The sequence below is a fragment of the Bathymodiolus heckerae thiotrophic gill symbiont genome, assembly GCF_900128515.1.
Lineage (GTDB): Bacteria > Pseudomonadota > Gammaproteobacteria > PS1 > Pseudothioglobaceae > Thioglobus_A.
In genome coordinates, this window is the sequence record NZ_FQTP01000002.1 from 22417 (window position 1) to 42330 (window position 19914).

The following is a 19914-nucleotide window of genomic DNA, read 5'->3' on the forward strand; positions in this document are numbered from 1 at the left end:
ATACTATCAATTATTCACTTTCTAATAAAAATAGCAACTTTACTCTGCTTTTTTTCAAATTAAAGCGCTTTAGTTTTGCATGTTTACTTGACAAACTTACTCTTTATCTCAATAATGGTTACGTTTTGAACTAAATACTACTGAGGAGAGAGTATATGGCACATGTTGTCGTTATTGGTGCAAGTACGGGCGGATTGCCCTTCGCTTACGATATGAAGAAGACTTTGGGTAATGATCATGAAGTCACCGTTATTTCTAACAATCCAAACTTTAATTTCATTCCGTCAAATCCTTGGTTGGCTGTTGGCTGGCGTAGTGAAGACGATATCAGCTTTGAATTAGCACCGCGTTTAGAGCGCAAAGATATTAACCTTATTATTGGTGAAGCGACGCAAATCAAGCCGAATGATAACCAAGTAATGGTTGGCGATCAAGTCGTTGATTATGATTATTTAGTGTTAGCCACTGGCCCAAAATTAGCCTTTGATGAGGTTGAGGGTTTGGGGCCTGAAGGGCACAGCGTTTCAATTTGTACAACGGCTCACGCCAAAGTTGCTTCTAGCGAATGGGGAACATTCTGCGCTAATGGTGGTGGTCCAATCGCTGTAGGTGCGGTTCAAGGTGCGTCTTGCTTTGGTCCGGCTTATGAGTTTGCTTGTATTATGGACACCGATCTTAAAAAACGTGGTATTCGCGACAAATGCCCGATAACCTTTATTACGGCTGAGCCTTATATTGGCCACTTAGGTTTGGGTGGTGTTGGTGATTCTAAAGGACTACTTGAGTCTGAATTTAGACAACGTCATATCAAATGGATTATCAATGCAAAGGTAACCTCAGTTACTGCTGATACAGTCAATGTCGATGAAGTCAACGATGAAGGAAAAACCATTAAAACCCATGAAGTTGCCACCATGCACACAATGATGCTACCGGCCTTTAAAGGGGTTGATACTGTTGCAAAATTAGCAGAAATTGATGCGGGCTATGTTAATCCACGTGGTTTTGTCATGATTAATGATTATCAGCAATCACCTGTTAAAGAAAATATTTTTTCAGTCGGTGTTAATATCGCCATCCCGCCTGTTGAAGCCACGCCAGTTATGTGTGGTACGCCAAAAACAGGCTACATGATTGAGTCAATGGTGACTGCTGTGGTGCACAATATTGAAGAAATGATTGCTGGAAAATCACCTTCACACATCCCTACTTGGAATGCGGTTTGTATTGCTGACATGGGTGATACTGGTGCTGCGTTTGTTGCCATGCCCCAGATTCCACCTAGAAATGTCACTTGGGCAAAAAAAGGCAGGATGATGCATTTGGCTAAAATTGCTTTCGAAAAGTTCTTTATTCGTAACATGAAAACAGGCAATTCTGAACCATCCTATCAAAAGTACATCTTTAAGATGTTGGGCATTGAGCGTTTAAAAAAGAAATAGATTGGTTAAAAAGAGCCGCGAAAGCGGCTTTTTTTTGGATATTACCTTACTCTACTGGCAGAAATCATTTCTTCTGCAGCCAATCTGGCTTTATCAGTAATGGTTGCACCGCCCACAATACGCGCCACCTCTTCCACTCGCTGATCGTTTGTAAGCTGGATAACAGTTGTCTGTACGCTATCATCTTGCTGAACCTTACTAACTTGTAGGTGTTGATGGCCAAAGGCAGCTACTTGAGCCAAATGCGTGATACAGATAATTTGATAATTCTTTGCCAAATCTTGCAATTTTTTACCCACCACTTCTGCAACTGCACCACTAATACCCACGTCTACTTCGTCAAAAATCAAGGTTGGTGTATATTCACTATCACTACCGACCACTGAAATAGCCAGCGAAATTCTTGATAATTCACCGCCAGAAGCTACTTTTTTAAGTAGGCTGAATTCCTGCCCCATATTGGTTTTTACCAAAAACTCCACACTTTCATTACCATTCAAATGAACACCGTCAGTTTTTTGATTAAGTTCTGCTTTAAATTCACTACCTGGCATGCCCAATACTTGCATCGCCTCAGTGACTAGTTTTGACAACGCCCGTGTTTTTTCAACTCTGACTTTGCTTAATGCTTGTGCTTTGAGCTGATAACGATCATTAATAACCGATAATTGCTGGCTCATTTCTTCAATAGAATTTGCCCCGCCACCGATCTCATCTAATTTTTGTCCGATCTGATCACGTGCTGTTAGCAGGGCCTCAATTTGACAATCATGCTTTCTAGCCAAGCCATACAATTCAGAAATTCGCTCTTCCATTTCTTGTGCACTTTGCTCATTGGTTGAAAGCTTGCTTAAATATTGTGTCAATTCGTAAATAGCTTCTTGAGCTTGTACTTGTGCTGAGTTAATTAACTCAAAACCCGTCCGCAGTTTTTCATCCATCTGCAGCGCTTCAGATAGGCTAGCACTTAAGGATAATAGCTGTGCATTGGCGCCGGATTCATCTTCCAGCTGCGCCAATACATTGGAAGTTTTTTCAGTAATTGTTTGTGCATTAGCACTAGTTTTAAAGTCCGCCTCAATACTATTGAGTTCATCTTGATTAAGCATCGCTTCATCAAGTTCTTTAAGCTGATGAGAATAAAGCGCTTGCTGTTGCTCGATAATATCCTGATTATTACTTAATTGGCCGATCTTATCAGCCAGTGTTTTATGCTCTCTAACAATCAAATTTAGCGCATCTTTATCGTCATTCAATCGTGCAAAACCATCTAATAATTGCAACTGCTGATCAGGGCGCAATAACAATTGATGTTCATTCTGGCCATGTATGTCAATCAGTAAATCGCCCAACTCTCGTACAATTGACAAGGGTGTACTACTGCCATTAATAAAGGCTTTAGAGCGCCCATCACTGGTAATCACGCGGCGTAGAATACACTCACCCTCGTCTTCCAGAGAATGCTCTGCTAAAAAACCTTGAACTGCTTGGTTTTGATCCACGGAAAAAACTGCGCTTACATCGGCTTTATCTTTGCCATGACGCACCAAATTTGAATCGGCCCGAATACCGAGTGACAAGCTCAATGCCTGCAAAAGAATAGATTTTCCTGCGCCTGTTTCACCCGTAACTGTACTCATGCCTGGCTCGAAAGATAGGTCTAGAGTTTCAACAACGGCTAAATTTTTTACAGATAACTGCGATAACATTTTTTTATACCGGCTTACGAGAGCTTAGATCCCCAATGTAATTTTGAGCGAATAATTTCAAAATAATCATAATTTTTTGGATGCAATAAATGAATAAAACCGCCGTGTTGGCGCACGCGAACCTCCTGACCCGGCAAAATCGGGAAGGACTCTTGTCCATCAATATGCACGCTCACGCCTTCACTGCTCTCCTTAATACGAACCACCACCTCGCTACCGCCCGGTACTAATAACGGGCGATGACTCATGGTGTGCGGGCAAATTGAAACCAGGCCAATTGCATTAACACCTGGGTGCATAATAGGTCCGCCGCTTGATAATGCATAAGCTGTTGATCCCGTAGGCGTGGTAATAATCAATCCATCAGCGCGTTGATTATTTACAAACTTACCATCAATATAAACATCAAATTCGATCATCTTCAAAGCGTCTTGGCGGTTAATAACTGCATCGTTTAATGCCACACTTTGATGTACAACCTGTCCATCTTGCTCAATTTGGCAAGAAAGCAAGCAGCGCTCTTCCTTAGTAAATTCACCTTCTAGCACTTGGGAAACTATATCAAACATCTTCCCAGCAGATACATCCGCTAGAAAGCCTAAACGACCTAAATTAATCCCCAAAATTGGAATATTATTATCAACAAAAGTACGGGCAGTATTTAAGATGGACCCATCACCGCCCACCACAATAATTAAATCTGCCTGCTCGGAAATTAACTCCCTGCCCTCAACCACACCAACACCGCGCTCTTCTAGAAACGCGCATAGCTCGTCTGCCGTGCCTTTGCTGACAGGATCATTGGGTTTGCTAATGATGCCAATTGTATTAAACATTTTCTTAATCACTCAAGGTTGAATTCTTTAAAATAACCACTATATAACTGGCTACAAATATACATTAATTGGACAACAAGATGGCAAAAAAACAAGAGCAAGACGAGAGCGTTGAAAAAGTTGAAGATGAAAACATTGAGGCTGCCGAGCAAGAAGCGCCAGAAGATGATTTAGAAACTCAGCTAGAGGCGGCCCAACAATCTGCCAAAGACAACTGGGAGAAGCTATTGCGCGCACAAGCGGAAATGGAAAATCTAAAACGTCGAAATGCTAAAGACCTTGAAAATGCGCACAAATTTGCATTAGACGGATTTGTAAAAGCGCTACTTGAAGTGAAAGATTCATTAACAATGGGCTTAAAAACGGCTAAAGACGAGAGCACTTCAGTTGAAATCATTACCGAAGGCTTGGAAATGACAGACAAAGTATTTTTATCAACCATGGAAAAATTTGGTGTTGAGCTTTTAAACCCTACTGGCGAAACATTTGATCCAGAATTCCATGAAGCAGTTACCATGATCCCAATGCCAGACAAAGAGTCCAATTCAGTATTAGAAGTGATACAACACGGCTTTACTTTAAACGGCCGCTTGGTTCGTCCAGCGATGGTGATTGTGGTTCAGTAGCAGCCAACCTACAACAAGCTATTTTTTTGCTATTAGTTGCATTGTGCAACATAATGTACTCAAACTAATAAACAGGTACAACAATGTCAACAGCAGTAAGAATTTCAGATGAACTGGCTAGCAACGCAAAGAAGTATTCTAAAGTAGAGCACCGCTCTGTTACAGGCCAAGTAGAGTATTGGGCGCGTATCGGCAAGTGCGCTGTATGATAACCCAGATCTGTCCTATGAATTTATTAAAGATCTGTTAGTGAGTATTGAGGAACTAGACTCTGGAGAAAAGTCTGAATTTAAATTCGGCTAATCTGGGTGAAAATTTATCAGTCAAAAACTTTTGAAAGAAAGGTCAAAAAATTATCAAAGAATGATAAATTAGCACTAGATAAGGCTGTTCATACAGTGATCGAAAACCCGGATACGGGTGTTGAGAAAAAAGGCGATCTGGTTAGAATATTTGTTTATAAATACAAGGTAAAGACCCAGCAATACCTGTTAGCTTACTGATTTATAGAATCTAATTTGGAACTTATTAAAATTGATGTTCATCAAAATTTCTATCGAGATCTAAAGAAACGAGTTAAACACTAAAATTAACGGATGCTGTTCCCATCAATTTTATAAAGAGCAATAAAAATCCCCAATTTATTAAGCAACGTATTACAAATAACTACAACGATTTTATTATGGGTGTTACTAGTATTCGCCTAAATTCAGAAATTGAAAAACCGCTTGCAGACTTAACTAAAAAATTAAACAGAAGTAAAAACTATCTAATTAATCAAGCAGTTAAAGAGTTTGTTGCACGTCAAGCAATGGATCAAGGCCGCTGGCAAGACACGCTTGAAGCGCTGGATGATGTGAAAAATGGCAGAGTTGTTAGTTCAGACGCTGTTGAAAAATGGATGGATAGTTGGAGGGGTGATGATGAGTTATCACAACCAACTGCATAATGATTCACCATACCACTGGAGTTCTATCAGATCTAATTCGCTTGCGAGAGTTTATTGCCGATAAGAATCCAACTGCCACAAGCAGGATATCAAGTGAATTAAAGCAGGAAATAAACAAATTATCCATATCTTCTCAAATTGGCATTGAAGTTAGCAAGGCGACAGATCCAAAAAAGATAAGAGATTTATTTGTTGGTAATTACACCATTCGATATCTTGTTGCTAATGACGATATTTTCATATTAAAATTGTGGCATGACAAGGAAAATGAGGGAAATGAATAAAAAAATAAAGGGGTTATGGAACGTTGAGCACTGCGCAATTGCACAAATCATCACTTTCAAAACTTGTTATATCGTCAGTATTTAAGCCTGGAACTGGAAAAACACGAACAGTGAGTGGCTTATTTAATCGAAATGCCATTGTTCCTGTATCTCTCATAAGGGCAGATATCTTATCTATAGATGTATCGCCTGGAATCGGAACTGTATCTAAACCAATGCCACAAACAGAACTATAGGTTAACAAGGAGTGGATATCAAAATTTGAATCAATCGTACCTTGCGCCAAACCAACATCTTCCGTTAACGCTAGCATAAGTCCGGAAAATCCTACCAGATCCACACCATTAACAGACTTAAATACTTTGGTTAACAAAGATGATGCCTCAACCGTTCCACTTGCACCAAAATACTCAACACCCATTTGCTCATAAACTTCAACCATACTTGAACAATTTTTTGATGGTGCTGCGGAGCTATCAAAACCAGAAAATTTAAATGGTTTTTCAATGTTTGAATTGTCAATGATATTATCAATCATAGAAATGTGATATTGTAACGCCTCACTCATAGCGTTGTAATAGCCTTCAAATAGCTTATTGTGATCTTTATCGTTTGTGGCACCATTAAATTCTTTTAAAACACTAACAAGCAAATCTGGCGTTTCAAGGCCTATAACAAACCTATCACCCAACTCTCTCCTATGATAACTAGCGGGAAAATAAGGTATAAGCGGATCACAATTAAAATTTACTGTAAAGTTAAAATTTCCCTCACCTCTTGGTGTAATGGTGCTAATCCTGCTAACTGCTTTTGCACAATGCTGGATTAAGTTATTGTCAAGAACCCCGAAATCATCAGTTCCTACATTAACGCATACATTGCATAAATCCCCGAACTCTTTAACCAGCTCTGGAAGGATTTCTATTTCTTCTTGGGTTTTTGCCTCTCCAATTGCAAATCTAATTCTAACTCCAGATGTATTAGCAGAATTTAACAACTCAGAAAGATAGGCCAAATCTATCTTTGCATTTTCCAAACTGTCAGTATTTAAATACTCTCCAAATGGGTTTGTAACAATTCTGACTGATTGAACTGTGTAATTATTTTTTTGGAATTCTGTAGATAGATCAGCGCAAAATTTTGATGCTTTTATTATTTCTTTATTCCACGTTTCTTTTCTATCATTCAATGACAAAAAAGTAGTTATTGTTCTTATCTTGCAAAGATCTTTATTCTTATAGTTCATATTATTGTAGTTTTACTAAAATTCATTATAAACAACAGGAGTATTCTATTTGATGCCGCCTCTATTTTTTAAAAATAGACCCGAATTTTCTTGTTGTACCCCAAGGGCATTTCCTCGCTGTGCTCAGAACGAAAAAGGATTTAACTAAAAAATTACCAAACAGCCTTATTATAATGCTTAAGGATATTACCATCTTTAGTAATTAACTCAGCCTTATCAGCCATTGCTTGAGCAACAATTAATCGATCAAATACATCTCGCGTCCAGTCAACTTTAATAGCGCTATCAAATATAACGCTACTCTCGGTGGTCGCCACAACCAAACCAATAGACTAGCGCAAGGATTTTAAAACAACCTCTGGCAAGGTTTTTTATTCTACCAATTTCATACAAATACTGCATTTCTAATTTTGTCTTTTACAAGGTCTAATTACCACAAAACCTTTATTTACTGCATAAATAATGCCGTTTTTAACTTAGATTGAGCCTTGTCCGTTCTAAAAACCAAAAATTTCGGAAATTTTAACAATGAGTGTAAATTATGCTTAGATTGTAAACACCACATCTCTATGATATAATTTTTGCTCAATTTTGACCTTAAAGATTAAAACGGTAAGGTTGAATTTTTTATTAACTTATTCCAAGGAAACACTATGAAATTAATTCTTTTAGGTGCACCAGGCGCAGGCAAGGGCACAGTTGCAAAATTACTAACTAAGCTTGACGGTTCAGTTCAAATCTCTACAGGCGATATTTTGCGTGGTGCAGTTGCAACAGGTACAGAGCTAGGCAAACAAGCACAAGCAGCAATGAAAGCAGGTGACTTAGTATCTGACGATTTAATCATGGGCATTATGGAAGAGCGTTTACAAGAAGATGATTGTAAATCTGGCTACTTATTAGACGGCTTCCCGCGCACAATTCCACAAGCAGAAGCTTTAAAAGCACTACTTGAAAAAATGGGAGAAAAATTAGACGCAGCTGTTGAAATCGATGTTCCACGTGATGTGATTCTTGATCGTTTAACAACACGTCGTACTTGTGAAGCTTGTGGTGCAATTTACAACACCAAGTCTAACCCGACTAAAGTTGAAGGCGTATGTGACAAATGTGGTGGTGCCGCCGTACAACGTGAAGATGAAACTGAAGAGGCAATCAGCAATCGTTTGAATGTTTACAACGATCAAACCGCACCTTTAGTAGGCTTCTATAAAGAAGAAGGCTTGTTACTTAGCGTTGACGCTACTTCGTCTCAAGCGGTGATTGATGCGATTACAACAAGAATCGGCTAATATTTGCTAGCCGAATAGGTAGCATAAAGCTAAAAACCCCAAGTGTGAAAGTGCTTGGGGTTTTTTAATGCTTGCTTATAAACCCCAAAATGACTTATAATAACTCTAATCATCGTGAGGAGAGATTTCATGAAGCGTTTATTACTGCCTTTATTTTTATTACTGTTATCAACTTTTACTCAAGCTCAGGGCGAACTGCTGCCGGCTGACAAGGCCTTTGCTTTCAAAGCAAAAGTAGTTAATGATGAAATTGTATTAAGCTGGGATATTGCCAAAGATTATTACCTTTATAAAGAAAAAATAAAAATATCAAGTGACTATTCAGATCAACTTGGTGTGGCTAAATTTCCACCCGCAAAAATAAAAAATGATGAATTTTTTGGCAAGATTGGTGTTTACAGAAATACTGTAGATGTCAAAATTCCAATCTTAAGAGGCAATGCAAACTCATTATTATTAAATGTTACTTTTCAAGGTTGCGCCGATTTAGGCGTTTGCTACCCGCCAATTACCAAAACTGCCGCACTAGATATTAGCGCCATGCAAAGGCCTTCACTGGTTGACAATGCTTTTGAATTGTTCTCAAAAGCCAAACAAAGCGCTCAATCTATTGTTGAAAAAATCACGCCAATCTCTGATGAACCTTTACCTGCAGACGAAGCATTTAAATTTTCAGTCGATGTATTTGAATCAAATACATTATTAGTTGCTTGGGATATTCATCCTGAATACTACTTATATCATGATAAATTCTTTATTGATGTCAAAGGTGCAGAAATTGGCAAGGTTGATTTTCCCAAAGGAAAAATTAAAGATGATCCTTTATTTGGCAAGGTTCAAATTCACAAGGGCAGGTTGGTGCTTGAAGTGCCTTTACGCAATATTAAGAGTCAGAATATTAGTTTTATTGCCAAATACCAAGGTTGTTGGACGGGTGGCATTTGTTATCCCCCACAAGAGAAAAAGGTTGATTTAGTGTTACCAATACAAGGCTCGTCCAATGCGACGAGCACTACTTCAGATGCGATACAATCTGCATTACAGCCCAACGTAGAATTAAACGAAACAGATCAGATTGCAGCCCTACTTCAGCAAGATAATTTATTTTGGGTATTAATGAGTTTCTTTGGTTTTGGCTTACTATTATCGCTAACACCTTGTGTATTTCCAATGATTCCGATTTTATCGGGCATTATCGTTGGTCAAAAAGGTGAAATAACCACGCGCAAAGCACTAATTATGTCGATCGTTTTCGTTTTAGCGATGAGTGTTACTTACTCAATGGCTGGCGTTTTAGCAGGCTATTTTGGTGAAAATTTACAAGTGTTATTCCAGACACCTTGGATTCTCGCGGTCTTCAGTTTAATTTTTGTGGCACTTGCCTTTTCAATGTTTGGATATTACGAAATTCAATTACCAGCTGGCTTACAAAATAAAATTACCAATATTAGTAATAATCAAGAAGGCGGTCATTTAATTGGTGTTGCGATTATGGGATTCTTATCGGCATTGATTGTCGGCCCTTGTGTGGCGCCGCCATTGGCAGGTGCTCTAATCTACATCGGTCAAACTGGCGATGCTCTGTTAGGTGGATTGTCCTTGTTTGTAATGAGTTTAGGCATGGGTGCGCCGCTAATCCTAATTGGCGCTGGCGTATCTAAATTGCCACGTGCTGGTGGCTGGATGGATAATGTTAAATACATCTTCGGCATCTTGATGTTGGCAGTTGCTATTTGGCTAATTGAGCGCGTTATTCCATCAATCGCCTCATTAGCGCTCTGGGCGGCAATCTTTAGTATTGCACCAATTGCCATGGGCGTGCTTAACAAACTTGGTGATACACCAAGCGCCTGGATTCGCATCTTTAAAGCTATTGGCTTGCTAGTCATGTTCTACGGAATTCTGCTATGGGGTTTGGTGGCTAGAGGTGGTGGCGACATGCTAGCACCACTATCAGGCTGGGGCACGTCAGGCACTCAGGTAGCACAGGTTCATATACAATTTGAGAAAATTAAAAGCATTGAAGATTTAGATCAAGCATTGGTTCGCTCTCAAAAGAATAACCAGATTGTCATGCTTGATTTTTATGCTGATTGGTGTATCTCTTGTAAAGAGCTCGAACGCTTTGTATTTTCAAACAACAGCGTTGTTGACGCCATGAAAAATGTCATCGCTCTACAAGCTGACGTCACTGCTAACGATGCTGTTGATAAAGCATTAATGACTAAGTTTAATATCATCGGTCCGCCAGGGATCTTATTCTTCAAAAATGGTATTGAGCATCGCGGCCAGCGTATTGTTGGCGAAATTAATGCACAAGGCTATCTTGAGCACCTCAACAAGGTTAAATAAACACAAAACTTAGTCGCTAAAAGTCAGTCAAAAACGACTAAGATGCGTGATGTTGGTGGTAAAATCATGTTTATTTGAAACTTGTTGTGAGTGTTATGGACATCTTATTACTAAATGGCCCAAATCTAAACATGCTCGGTACACGTGAGCCAGATCTTTACGGTGCTCAAACACTTGACGATATTGTTAACAACTTAACCAAATTAGCAGCAGATGCAGGTCTTATACTCGAACACCATCAAGACAATTCCGAGGTTGGATTGATTGAAAAAATTCACGCAGCAAGTAGCAATGGTACAAAATACATTATGATTAATCCAGCAGCATTCGCACATACCTCCGTTGCGCTACGTGACGCCTTATTGGCAGTTGGCATTGAATTTACAGAAGTGCACTTGTCTAACGTTTACAAGCGTGAAGATTTCCGTAAAAAATCTTATTTTTCAGACATCGCACAAGGCGTTATTTCTGGCTTTGGTTCACAAGGCTATGAATTCGCACTCAGTGCAGCAATTAAACACATTAAATTAAAGGGATAGAAAGACATGGACATTCGTAAAGTAAAAAAATTAATGGAATTGCTAGAACAATCTGGCATGGCAGAAATTGAAATTGTCGAGGGTGAAGAATCAGTTCGTATCTCACGCTATGGCAATGCGCCTATAGCTACAGCACCAGTAGCAATGGCAGCACCAGTAGCGGTTGTTGAGTCAGCAGTTGACACACCAGCAACTATCAATGGCCACCCAATCACTTCTCCAATGGTTGGTACTTTTTACGGCTCAGCTTCACCAACTTCTGGTGTATTTGTTTCAGTTGGTCAACATGTTAACCAAGGCGATACAATTTGTATCATTGAAGCGATGAAAATCATGAACCAAATTGAAGCGGATCAATCAGGCACTGTGACTGAAATCTTATGCAAAGACGGTGATGCTGTTGAATTTGGTCAAACACTTGTTATTATTCAATGATCGCTTTAAATAAAATTCAAAAAGTTCTAATTGCCAATCGCGGTGAGATTGCACTTAGGATTTTAAGAGCTTGTAGAGAGCTTGGCATTAAAACGGTTGCTGTCTATTCAACAGCAGACAAAGATCTTAAACACGTACGACTTGCTGATGAGGCGGTTTGTATCGGCCCACCCCCTTCGGCTGATAGCTATTTAAACATTCCGGCATTGATTGCTGCAGCAGAAGTAACGCATGCAGATGCGATTCATCCAGGCTATGGGTTCTTATCAGAAAGCGCTGACTTCTCTCAACGCGTTGAAGAAAGTGGATTTATCTTTATTGGACCTCGTGCGGAAAATATCCGCGTGATGGGTGATAAGGTTGCGGCCATTGAAGCCATGCAAAAATCTGGCGTACCTTGTGTGCCTGGATCTGATGGCGCACTAGGCGAAAACCCAATTAAAAATATGGAAATCGCCCGCAACATTGGCTTACCAGTTATTATTAAAGCTTCTGGTGGTGGTGGTGGACGTGGCATGCAAGTAGTAGAAAAAGAAGAGGACTTGCTTGCCTCAATTGAGCTTGCCAAAACTGAAGGATTAAGCTTTTTTGGCAATGCAGAAGTTTACATGGAGAAGTTTTTAACCACGCCTCGCCATGTTGAAATTCAAATTTTAGCTGACGAGCACGGCAATGCTGTGCATCTTGGTGAGCGTGATTGCTCTATGCAGCGCCGCCATCAGAAAGTTGTCGAAGAGGCGCCAGCTCCTGGTATCAACCCCGAACTTCGTAACAAAATTGGTACAGTTTGCGCTGATGCTTGTAAAGCTATCAACTATCGCGGTGCAGGCACGTTTGAATTCTTGTTTGAAAATGATGAGTTTTATTTCATAGAAATGAATACGCGTGTGCAAGTTGAACACCCTGTTACTGAAATGATTACTGGTGTTGATATTGTCCGTGAGCAAATTTTAATTGCCGATGGTCAGCCACTATCTTTTACTCAAGATGAAGTTGTCATTAAAGGCTATTCTATCGAGTGTCGTATTAACGCTGAAGATCCGAACAACTTTATGCCGTCTCCCGGCAAGATCACTCAATACCATGTTGCTGGTGGATTAGGCGTTCGTGTTGATTCGCATGTTTACAACGGCTATACAGTGCCGCCTCATTACGATTCAATGATTGGTAAGCTAATTACCTATTCTGACACGCGTCTTGGTGCAATTATCAAAATGCAAACTGCACTCAGTGAAATGGTCATTGACGGTATTAAAACTAACATCCCCTTGCAAGCTCGCATCATGAAAGATAAGGTATTTCAAAAAGGTGGCATGAACATTCACTACCTTGAAAAAATGCTGGGAGAAAACTAAAATGAATTTTAAACTGGAAGGCTTTAAACCCATTCAATCAGCGGAAATTGTAGTCAATGATTTAACTTTAATTTTTGGTGATAATAATAATGGAAAAACCTATTTTGCCTATGCTCTATATGGCTTGTTAAAAGCTTTTAAGTCTATTAATATTGAGATTTTAACAAAAAAAATGGAAAGTGATTTACTCGCTAATAATAAAATTACCATTAATAAAGCCAAATTGAATTTAGAAGATATTATCAAGAGCGTTGCTAAGAGCTATGCTAAAAAAATACATTCTTTTGTGTTTTCTAGTGAGAATCAAAATATACCCATAATATCTTTATCAAATTTAAGCCTATCAACAGAAAAAACTAAACAGACTATCAACATAGGTGGTTCTAGTATTATTATTGACTCTAACAAAGAATGGTTTGAGATTACGATAAAAAATCAAGACACTGGTTTAAACAATATAATTATTTATGAAATTAACCAAGCACTACTAACATTATTATTTGACATTCCTGATGTATTTATTTCGGTTGCTGAAAGATTAGGAATTAGCCTGTTCCAAAAAGATTTAGATTTAAATATTAATACTTTAGTAGATCATATTAAAAAAAGCAAAGAAATAAATCCTTTTGACTTAATTCGTGATTACTCTTCCAGATATGCTTTACCTGTAAAAGACAATATTGATTTTATACGTGCTATTGAAACCATTCAAAAAGGCAAGACTACTTTAAAAATTGACCTGTCTACTCACATAAAAAAGATGATAGGCGGTAAGTTAAAATATAACGGTAATGAGGTGAGACTCTCTAACAATCGGCATGGTGATAATAAAATAGATATCCCCATTTACTTAACATCTGCTTCAGTTCGCGCCTTATCCAGTTTGTATTTTTTCTTAAAGCACAAGGCGAAACCTGGAGATTTAATTATTATTGATGAGCCAGAAAGTCATTTAAGTTTAGCTAAACAAAGATTACTTGCAAAACTAATTGCAGATTGTATTAATAATGATTTAAAAATAATGCTAACCACACATAGTGACACTTTAGTTCTGGAGTTAAATAACTTAATAATGCTCAATAGTGACTTTGACGATAAAGACAGTTTTATGAAAAAAAATCACTACAAAAATAATAATATAATCAATCCTGATAAGGTTAGCGCCTATATTGCTGAGAATGGCGGCATGACTAAGTGTAATATTGACAAATACGGCATGGAAGTTGGTAGTATGGATAAAGAAATTAATAAATTAAACACAATTAGGGATGGCTTAGAGGCACGATTATGATGTTTGACCATTTTTTTAAAACCCAAACAAACTCAAAACAAGAAATAACATTACTTGGAAAGAAACAGCAGAAGCACGTAGTGCAACTAGAGGCTGATCAAACGATTGAGTATTTTGAATTAGACAAGATTATTAAGCCTTGCAACAAAACAATTCAAAACCTAAAGGCTTGTGATTATGTCTTGGCTGATCATAGTAGAAAGAGGCTATTATTTTGTGAATTAAAAAATTCTCAAGATAGAAAAGTAATTAAAGGGGCAGAAACGCAGCTAGATCATTCAAAACACATTATTAATTTGTTTTTAAATATTTTTGAAGAAGGTGAATATTCATATGCTTTATTGGTGCTTCGTACAAAAAAGATGAGTAAAAGAACAACTAAAACTAGACGAATTCAACAAAAAAATATATAGATTCAAATAAAAAAGAGTTTCATTTTAACAAGTTAGTTTATGCGCAAAATTAAAGCAGGAATTATTGGCGGCACCGGTTATACCGGGATCGAACTACTAAGACACCTTCACAACCATAAAGGTGTAGAAGTGATTGCAATCAGCTCTCGCTCAGAAGCAGGACAGCTTGTTGGTGAATTCTTCCCTTCTTTAGCGGGACAAACAAAATTAGTTTTTACAGCGCCTGATGATGCAATCCTAGATGAATGCGACGTTATTTTCTTTGCAACACCACATGGTGTGGCCATGAAAACTGCCGGCAACTTTATCGATAAAGGCATCAAAGTAATTGACTTAGGGCCAGATTTCCGATTGCGTGACAAAGATGAATACGCCCAATGGTACGGCTTGGAAAATTTCCAAGATGAATTATTGGCGTCATCAGTGTACGGATTGTCTGAAATTAATCGTTCGCAAATTAGGAATGCTCAATTAATTGGTAATCCAGGTTGTTTTCCAACTACTGTTTTATTGGCGCTTAAACCTTTAATTGAAAAGAATTTAATCGACTTATCAAGCATTATTGTTGACTCTAAAACGGGTGTGAGCGGTGCAGGGCGTGGTGCAAACCAAGCAATGCTACTATGTGAAACCAGCGAATCCGTTAAAGCATATGGCGTTAGTGGTCATCGTCACTATCCAGAGATTAAACAAGAGTTAAGCTTGTTAGCAGGTGGAAAATCTATTGGTCTAACCTTCATCCCGCACTTAGTACCAATGATTCGCGGCATGGAGTCCACAATTTATGTGGACTTATTAGAGTCTGACGTTGATGTACAATTAATCTTTGAGAATGCTTACAAAGATGAGCATTTTGTTACCGTGCTTGGCGCGGGCACTGCGTGCGCAACGCGTAATGTCAAATCAAGTAACTTCTGCCAAATTGCTGCACAAAAAGCAGTTGGCGGTAAGTTGGTAATAACATCCGTCATTGATAATTTAGTCAAGGGCGCATCAGGCCAAGCTGTTCAAAATATGAACATCATGTTTGGTCTAGACGAGAAGTCTGGACTATCATCTATTGGCTTGCTACCTTAAATTAGGAGACACCATGTCAGAAGTATTAGAAGAAGCAGACATTATTTTTAGCAATAGTGCTGCCAGCAAAGTTTCAACTTTAATAGAAGAAGAGAAAAACGACAATTTGCGTCTACGCGTCTATATTACTGGCGGTGGCTGTTCCGGATTTTCTTACGGATTTACCTTTGATGAAGAGCACAAGGAAGGAGATTCTGGCGTTGAAAATAACGGCGTTCAACTAGTTGTAGATCCAATGAGTTATCAATATTTAATGGGCGCAACGGTTGATTATCTTGAAGATTTACAAGGCTCTCGCTTTATCATTCACAACCCAAATGCAAAAACAACTTGCGGCTGTGGTTCGTCTTTTTCGGTTTAACGTTTAAGCGCTTATTATGATTGAATACATTCCAGGTCTCGCAGGCGTTCCAGCAACAGAATCATCCATTTCCTCTATTGACGGAAAAAATGGCATCCTGGCTTATCGTGGCTACTCTATCGAAGATTTAGCAAAAAACGCCTCTTTCGAAGAAGTTGCAATGCTGCTTAGAGATGGTGAATTACCGAGCGAAACAGCTTTAGAAGAGTTTCGCTTGGTACTGCACAAGCGTTATGAAGTAAAGCGCAACATTAGACAAATGATGTGGGCGCTGCCGGCCAGTGGCCACCCTATGGATGTATTGCAAACTGCTATTGCAGCCATGGCTACCTTCTATCCAGATGCTGGCGCCAAAGATCCCGACTCAGCTTTTACTCAAAGTGCACTGACTAAAATTATTGCCAACATGAGTACTCTGGTTGCCATGTGGGCAAGAATTAGCGCTGGCTATGACCCTATTCCACCTAGCAAGAATATGTCTTATGCAAAAAACTTTTTGTATATGTCTTTTGGCGAAGAGCCAGATGATGACATCGTGCAGCTATTTGACGCCTGTCTAATTTTGCATGCAGAGCACACGATTAATGCCAGTACTTTTTCAGCCATGGTTACCGCTTCAACATTGGCAAACCCTTTTGCTTCAATCTCTGCAGCAGTTGGTACATTAGCAGGGTCACTACACGGTGGCGCTAATGAAGACGTGCTTAAAATGTTAGATGAGATTGGTGAAGCTAAAAATGCACGTGGCTATATCGAAAATCGCCTAAAGAATAAACAAGTTATTTGGGGCATGGGGCATAGGGAATATAGTGTCAAAGACCCTAGGGCAAAAATATTGCAAAAAATGATTAACGCCTATGTCAAAAAATCCAAAATTACTTTGTCTAAACGTTTTGAAACAGCACTAGAAGTAGAGCGGATTTGTGAAGAGCTGCTATCTTCTAAAGGTGTTTTTCCTAATGTAGACTTTTATTCTGGCATTTTATACTCAGAAATTTTTAAGATTCCAAAAGAACACTTTACACCAATTTTTGCCATGGCAAGATCAGCAGGCTGGGCAGCGCACTGGCACGAGCAAGTGGCACATAATCGCATCTTCCGCCCAACCCAAATTTATACAGGTAGCGACTTCAGGGCCTACCCAACAAAATAAGATTTATGGATAATACAACACATTTTGGCTTTAAAGACGTCGCCACCAAAGATAAGCAAAATTTAGTTCGAGGTGTGTTCGACTCTGTTGCCAGCAAATACGACCTGATGAATGATGTGCTATCGTTCGGCGCGCACCGATTATGGAAGCGCTACACCATTGCCTCTTCTAATGTTAAAACGGGTGATAAGGTTTTAGATATTGCTGGTGGAACAGGGGATTTAGCCATCGCATTTCGTAAAAAAGTAGGTGAATCTGGCCATGTTATCCTGTCTGATATTAACGCCGCAATGCTTGGCGAAGGGCGTAAAAACTTAATCAATAAAGGGGTTTTTGGCGTAGATTTTGTTCAGCTAAACGCTCAGTTTTTACCCTTTGCAGACAATACTTTTGATTGCGTCTCTATTGCCTTTGGCCTTAGAAATGTTACAGATAAAGATCAGGCACTAGCTGAAATTCACCGAATTTTAAAACCAGGTGGCTGCTTGTTAATTTTAGAATTCTCAAAAACAGATTCTGAGTTTCTTAAAAAATTCTACGACTTTTATTCATTCAATGTTATGCCGGCCCTTGGCGATCTCATCGCTGACGATAAAGAATCTTACCAATATCTAGCTGAATCTATCCGCAAACACCCTGATCAAGAAACCTTGAAAAATATGGTGCTGGATGCGGGATTTGGCTTTTGCGAATACCACAGCCTGTCAGGTGGCATTGTTGCTCTACATAAAGGCATCAAAGTCTAACGTCGCCTTATGCAACATTTTGCTCTTGAACAGGCGCTCAACTACTTAATTCAAACTGGTGCAATTAACCTTAAGCCTTTAGACGGTAAAACCATTCGATTTTCATTGAAAGACTTGCCGCTCGATGTCAACTTTATTTGCACTAATGATCGGATTTTTGCTGTCAGTGATACAGGTCAACATAGTGACGTTAACATCAGCCTCAATGCTGGTGTATTTTTTGCCTTGTTTAAAGGCGAAGATTTAACCGACCTCCTTAGACAAGACAAAATTGTTACTCATGGTGACGTTAAAACTGCACAATTACTGGTTGACATGCTTCAGTCTGTTGATATTGATTTAGAAGAGGTTTTATCTCAGTACACAGACGATATAGTTGCTCATGGGGTGGGGAAAATAGCCAAAAACTTTAAACAAGTTGTACAAAATTCAAGCAACCCTATTGATGCTATAAAGGATGGATTAAGCAAGTTGATGATTACACCAGTCGTTTCAAAATTGTATAAAAATAAACATCACTAATCGTGAACAGTCTATTTAGATTTTTTAAAATTTCACGAGTGTTAATGCGCTATCGCCTGGACTCTCTTATACTTTCAACGCCACTACTAAAAGGCTTCAGGCCTCTTTTATACTTAATCCCTTGGCATTATTTTCCAGTCAAAAAATTTACACGAGGCGAGCGCATACGTCTAGCCCTTGAAGAGCTCGGCCCTATTTATATTAAATTTGGCCAAACCCTTTCAACTAGGCCTGATTTGTTGCCTACTGATATCAGCCTTGAATTGAAGAAACTACAGGACAGCTGTCCAGCTTTTGATACTCAATCTGCAAGAAGCATTATTGAGCAAGAACTTGGATCTAGCATTGATCAGCTATTTAAAACATTTGATGATCAGCCTTTGGCCAGTGCCTCAATTGCACAAGTACATACAGCAACCACGCTAGACGGCCATGAAGTTGTTGTCAAAATTGTACGTCCTGATATTGATACATTGATTGCTGGTGATATCAAGCTAATGCGCAGTTTGGCAAAATTAGTCAACAATCACCCAGTGGCTAAAAAAATCAGGCCAATTGAAATTGTTGAAGAGTTTGAGTCGATCATTAATGATGAGCTAGACATGCGCATTGAAGCAGGTCATTGTGACAAGCTTAGAGCAAATTTTGAAGACTCTGGCCTTTTATACATACCTAAAGTTTATCATCGGCTTAGTGGTATCAAGGTACTAACAACAGAGCGCATTTACGGCACCCCAATTGGTGAGATTGAAACCCTTAAAGCTAAAAACATTGACATGAAACGTCTGGCTGAAGAAGGTGTGGTTATCTTTTTTACCCAAGTTTTCAAGCATAATTTTTTCCATGCAGATATGCATCCAGGCAACATTTTTGTCTCTGATAAGGGTCGATACATTGGTGTAGATTTTGGCATCATGGGCACATTAACCGAAGAAGATAAAGATTTCTTGGCAGACATATTTCTAGCTTTTTTCAATCAAAATTATCAAAAAGTAGCACAGGTTTATATTGACTCTGGCTGGATTGGTGCGCATACTGATGAGAAAGCATTTGAAGCTGCTGTTAAAAAAATCTGCAGCCCAATGTTTGACAAGCCCTTGGGAGAAATTTCTTTTGGTCAAGTGCTGTTGGATTTAATCCGAGAGGCTAAGAATTTTGATATCAGCGTTCAGCCGCAGTTATTATTATTAGACAAAACCTTATTAAACATCGAGGGGCTAGGTAGACAGCTTTATCCTCAATTAGACCTCTGGTCAACCGCCAAACCTTTTTTAGAAGATTTAACG

General features: G+C 38.9%; 22 protein-coding genes and 1 pseudogene. 19 read left to right on the forward strand and 4 right to left on the reverse strand.

Annotation, left to right across the window (positions count from 1 at the left end; all coding sequences use genetic code 11):
• Nucleotides 1-155 precede the first annotated feature (155 nt).
• On the forward strand, nucleotides 156-1442 hold the full coding sequence (locus BTHERMOSOX_RS00475) for an NAD(P)/FAD-dependent oxidoreductase (RefSeq protein ID WP_138118460.1): 1287 nt from the start codon (nucleotides 156-158) through the stop codon (nucleotides 1440-1442).
• Between the two features lie 41 nt (nucleotides 1443-1483).
• Here BTHERMOSOX_RS00475 and recN read toward each other — a convergent pair whose 3' ends face one another.
• Together recN and BTHERMOSOX_RS00485 are read right to left on the reverse strand one after the other, a co-directional pair.
• Nucleotides 1484-3151 (reverse strand): DNA repair protein RecN, encoded by a 1668-nt coding sequence (gene recN, locus BTHERMOSOX_RS00480; protein WP_138118461.1) that lies wholly within the window; start codon nucleotides 3149-3151, stop codon nucleotides 1484-1486.
• A 14-nt stretch (nucleotides 3152-3165) separates the two neighbouring features.
• Nucleotides 3166-3987 (reverse strand): NAD(+) kinase, encoded by an 822-nt coding sequence (locus tag BTHERMOSOX_RS00485; protein ID WP_138118462.1) that lies wholly within the window; start codon nucleotides 3985-3987, stop codon nucleotides 3166-3168.
• A gap of 80 nt (nucleotides 3988-4067) precedes the next feature.
• Between BTHERMOSOX_RS00485 and grpE the strand changes: the two genes are divergently transcribed.
• From grpE to BTHERMOSOX_RS00510, 5 genes and pseudogenes are all read left to right on the forward strand, one after another.
• On the forward strand, nucleotides 4068-4613 hold the full coding sequence (grpE, locus tag BTHERMOSOX_RS00490) for a nucleotide exchange factor GrpE (RefSeq protein ID WP_138118463.1): 546 nt from the start codon (nucleotides 4068-4070) through the stop codon (nucleotides 4611-4613).
• An 83-nt stretch (nucleotides 4614-4696) separates the two neighbouring features.
• Nucleotides 4697-4916 (forward strand): annotated as a pseudogene (locus tag BTHERMOSOX_RS12025) (ParD-like family protein).
• A 5-nt stretch (nucleotides 4917-4921) separates the two neighbouring features.
• Nucleotides 4922-5116, forward strand: coding sequence for a type II toxin-antitoxin system RelE/ParE family toxin (locus BTHERMOSOX_RS00500; protein ID WP_249360559.1), 195 nt, complete (start codon nucleotides 4922-4924; stop codon nucleotides 5114-5116).
• A 179-nt stretch (nucleotides 5117-5295) separates the two neighbouring features.
• Nucleotides 5296-5562, forward strand: coding sequence for a CopG family ribbon-helix-helix protein (locus BTHERMOSOX_RS00505; RefSeq protein WP_138118464.1), 267 nt, complete (start codon nucleotides 5296-5298; stop codon nucleotides 5560-5562).
• Nucleotides 5562-5846: a type II toxin-antitoxin system RelE/ParE family toxin gene (locus BTHERMOSOX_RS00510; RefSeq protein WP_138118465.1), complete on the forward strand. Its 285-nt coding sequence runs from the start codon at nucleotides 5562-5564 to the stop codon at nucleotides 5844-5846. Before BTHERMOSOX_RS00505 ends, BTHERMOSOX_RS00510 begins: the two co-directional genes overlap by 1 nt.
• A 13-nt stretch (nucleotides 5847-5859) precedes the next feature.
• Here the strand turns inward: BTHERMOSOX_RS00510 and BTHERMOSOX_RS00515 are convergent, their stop codons facing one another.
• Nucleotides 5860-7092 (reverse strand): DUF711 family protein, encoded by a 1233-nt coding sequence (locus BTHERMOSOX_RS00515; protein ID WP_138118466.1) that lies wholly within the window; start codon nucleotides 7090-7092, stop codon nucleotides 5860-5862.
• 152 nt (nucleotides 7093-7244) lie between these two features.
• Nucleotides 7245-7409 (reverse strand): PIN domain-containing protein, encoded by a 165-nt coding sequence (locus BTHERMOSOX_RS00520; protein WP_138118467.1) that lies wholly within the window; start codon nucleotides 7407-7409, stop codon nucleotides 7245-7247.
• 336 nt (nucleotides 7410-7745) lie between these two features.
• On the opposite strand from BTHERMOSOX_RS00520, the gene BTHERMOSOX_RS00525 reads away from it, so the two are divergent.
• The 13 genes from BTHERMOSOX_RS00525 to ubiB all read left to right on the forward strand — a co-directional run.
• A complete protein-coding gene (locus BTHERMOSOX_RS00525) occupies nucleotides 7746-8384 on the forward strand; it encodes an adenylate kinase (protein WP_138118468.1) in 639 nt (212 codons plus the stop codon).
• A 129-nt stretch (nucleotides 8385-8513) separates the two neighbouring features.
• Nucleotides 8514-10736: a protein-disulfide reductase DsbD gene (locus BTHERMOSOX_RS00530; protein ID WP_138118469.1), complete on the forward strand. Its 2223-nt coding sequence runs from the start codon at nucleotides 8514-8516 to the stop codon at nucleotides 10734-10736.
• A gap of 95 nt (nucleotides 10737-10831) precedes the next feature.
• Nucleotides 10832-11275: a type II 3-dehydroquinate dehydratase gene (gene aroQ / locus BTHERMOSOX_RS00535; protein ID WP_138118489.1), complete on the forward strand. Its 444-nt coding sequence runs from the start codon at nucleotides 10832-10834 to the stop codon at nucleotides 11273-11275.
• A 6-nt stretch (nucleotides 11276-11281) separates the two neighbouring features.
• Nucleotides 11282-11710 carry an acetyl-CoA carboxylase biotin carboxyl carrier protein gene (accB, locus tag BTHERMOSOX_RS00540; RefSeq protein ID WP_138118470.1) on the forward strand — a complete coding sequence of 143 codons (429 nt, stop codon included), beginning with the start codon at nucleotides 11282-11284 and terminating at the stop codon, nucleotides 11708-11710.
• Nucleotides 11707-13065 carry an acetyl-CoA carboxylase biotin carboxylase subunit gene (accC, locus tag BTHERMOSOX_RS00545; RefSeq protein WP_138118471.1) on the forward strand — a complete coding sequence of 453 codons (1359 nt, stop codon included), beginning with the start codon at nucleotides 11707-11709 and terminating at the stop codon, nucleotides 13063-13065. Before accB ends, accC begins: the two co-directional genes overlap by 4 nt.
• A 1-nt stretch (nucleotide 13066) precedes the next feature.
• Entirely contained in the window at nucleotides 13067-14356 is a 1290-nt protein-coding gene (locus BTHERMOSOX_RS00550; protein ID WP_138118472.1) for an AAA family ATPase, read from the forward strand.
• Entirely contained in the window at nucleotides 14353-14769 is a 417-nt protein-coding gene (locus BTHERMOSOX_RS00555; protein WP_138118473.1) for a hypothetical protein, read from the forward strand. Before BTHERMOSOX_RS00550 ends, BTHERMOSOX_RS00555 begins: the two co-directional genes overlap by 4 nt.
• A gap of 39 nt (nucleotides 14770-14808) precedes the next feature.
• Nucleotides 14809-15846 (forward strand): N-acetyl-gamma-glutamyl-phosphate reductase, encoded by a 1038-nt coding sequence (gene argC / locus BTHERMOSOX_RS00560; RefSeq protein ID WP_138118474.1) that lies wholly within the window; start codon nucleotides 14809-14811, stop codon nucleotides 15844-15846.
• Nucleotides 15847-15859: 13 nt separating this feature from the next.
• Nucleotides 15860-16207 carry an iron-sulfur cluster insertion protein ErpA gene (gene erpA / locus BTHERMOSOX_RS00565; protein WP_138118475.1) on the forward strand — a complete coding sequence of 116 codons (348 nt, stop codon included), beginning with the start codon at nucleotides 15860-15862 and terminating at the stop codon, nucleotides 16205-16207.
• A 16-nt stretch (nucleotides 16208-16223) separates the two neighbouring features.
• Nucleotides 16224-17360 carry a citrate synthase gene (locus BTHERMOSOX_RS00570; protein ID WP_138118476.1) on the forward strand — a complete coding sequence of 379 codons (1137 nt, stop codon included), beginning with the start codon at nucleotides 16224-16226 and terminating at the stop codon, nucleotides 17358-17360.
• 5 nt (nucleotides 17361-17365) lie between these two features.
• Nucleotides 17366-18106: a bifunctional demethylmenaquinone methyltransferase/2-methoxy-6-polyprenyl-1,4-benzoquinol methylase UbiE gene (gene ubiE, locus BTHERMOSOX_RS00575; protein ID WP_138118477.1), complete on the forward strand. Its 741-nt coding sequence runs from the start codon at nucleotides 17366-17368 to the stop codon at nucleotides 18104-18106.
• Between the two features lie 9 nt (nucleotides 18107-18115).
• Entirely contained in the window at nucleotides 18116-18628 is a 513-nt protein-coding gene (locus tag BTHERMOSOX_RS00580) for a ubiquinone biosynthesis accessory factor UbiJ (protein WP_138118478.1), read from the forward strand.
• Between the two features lie 2 nt (nucleotides 18629-18630).
• On the forward strand, nucleotides 18631-19914 hold a 1284-nt coding region (ubiB, locus tag BTHERMOSOX_RS00585; protein WP_138118490.1), incomplete at its 3' end, for a 2-polyprenylphenol 6-hydroxylase.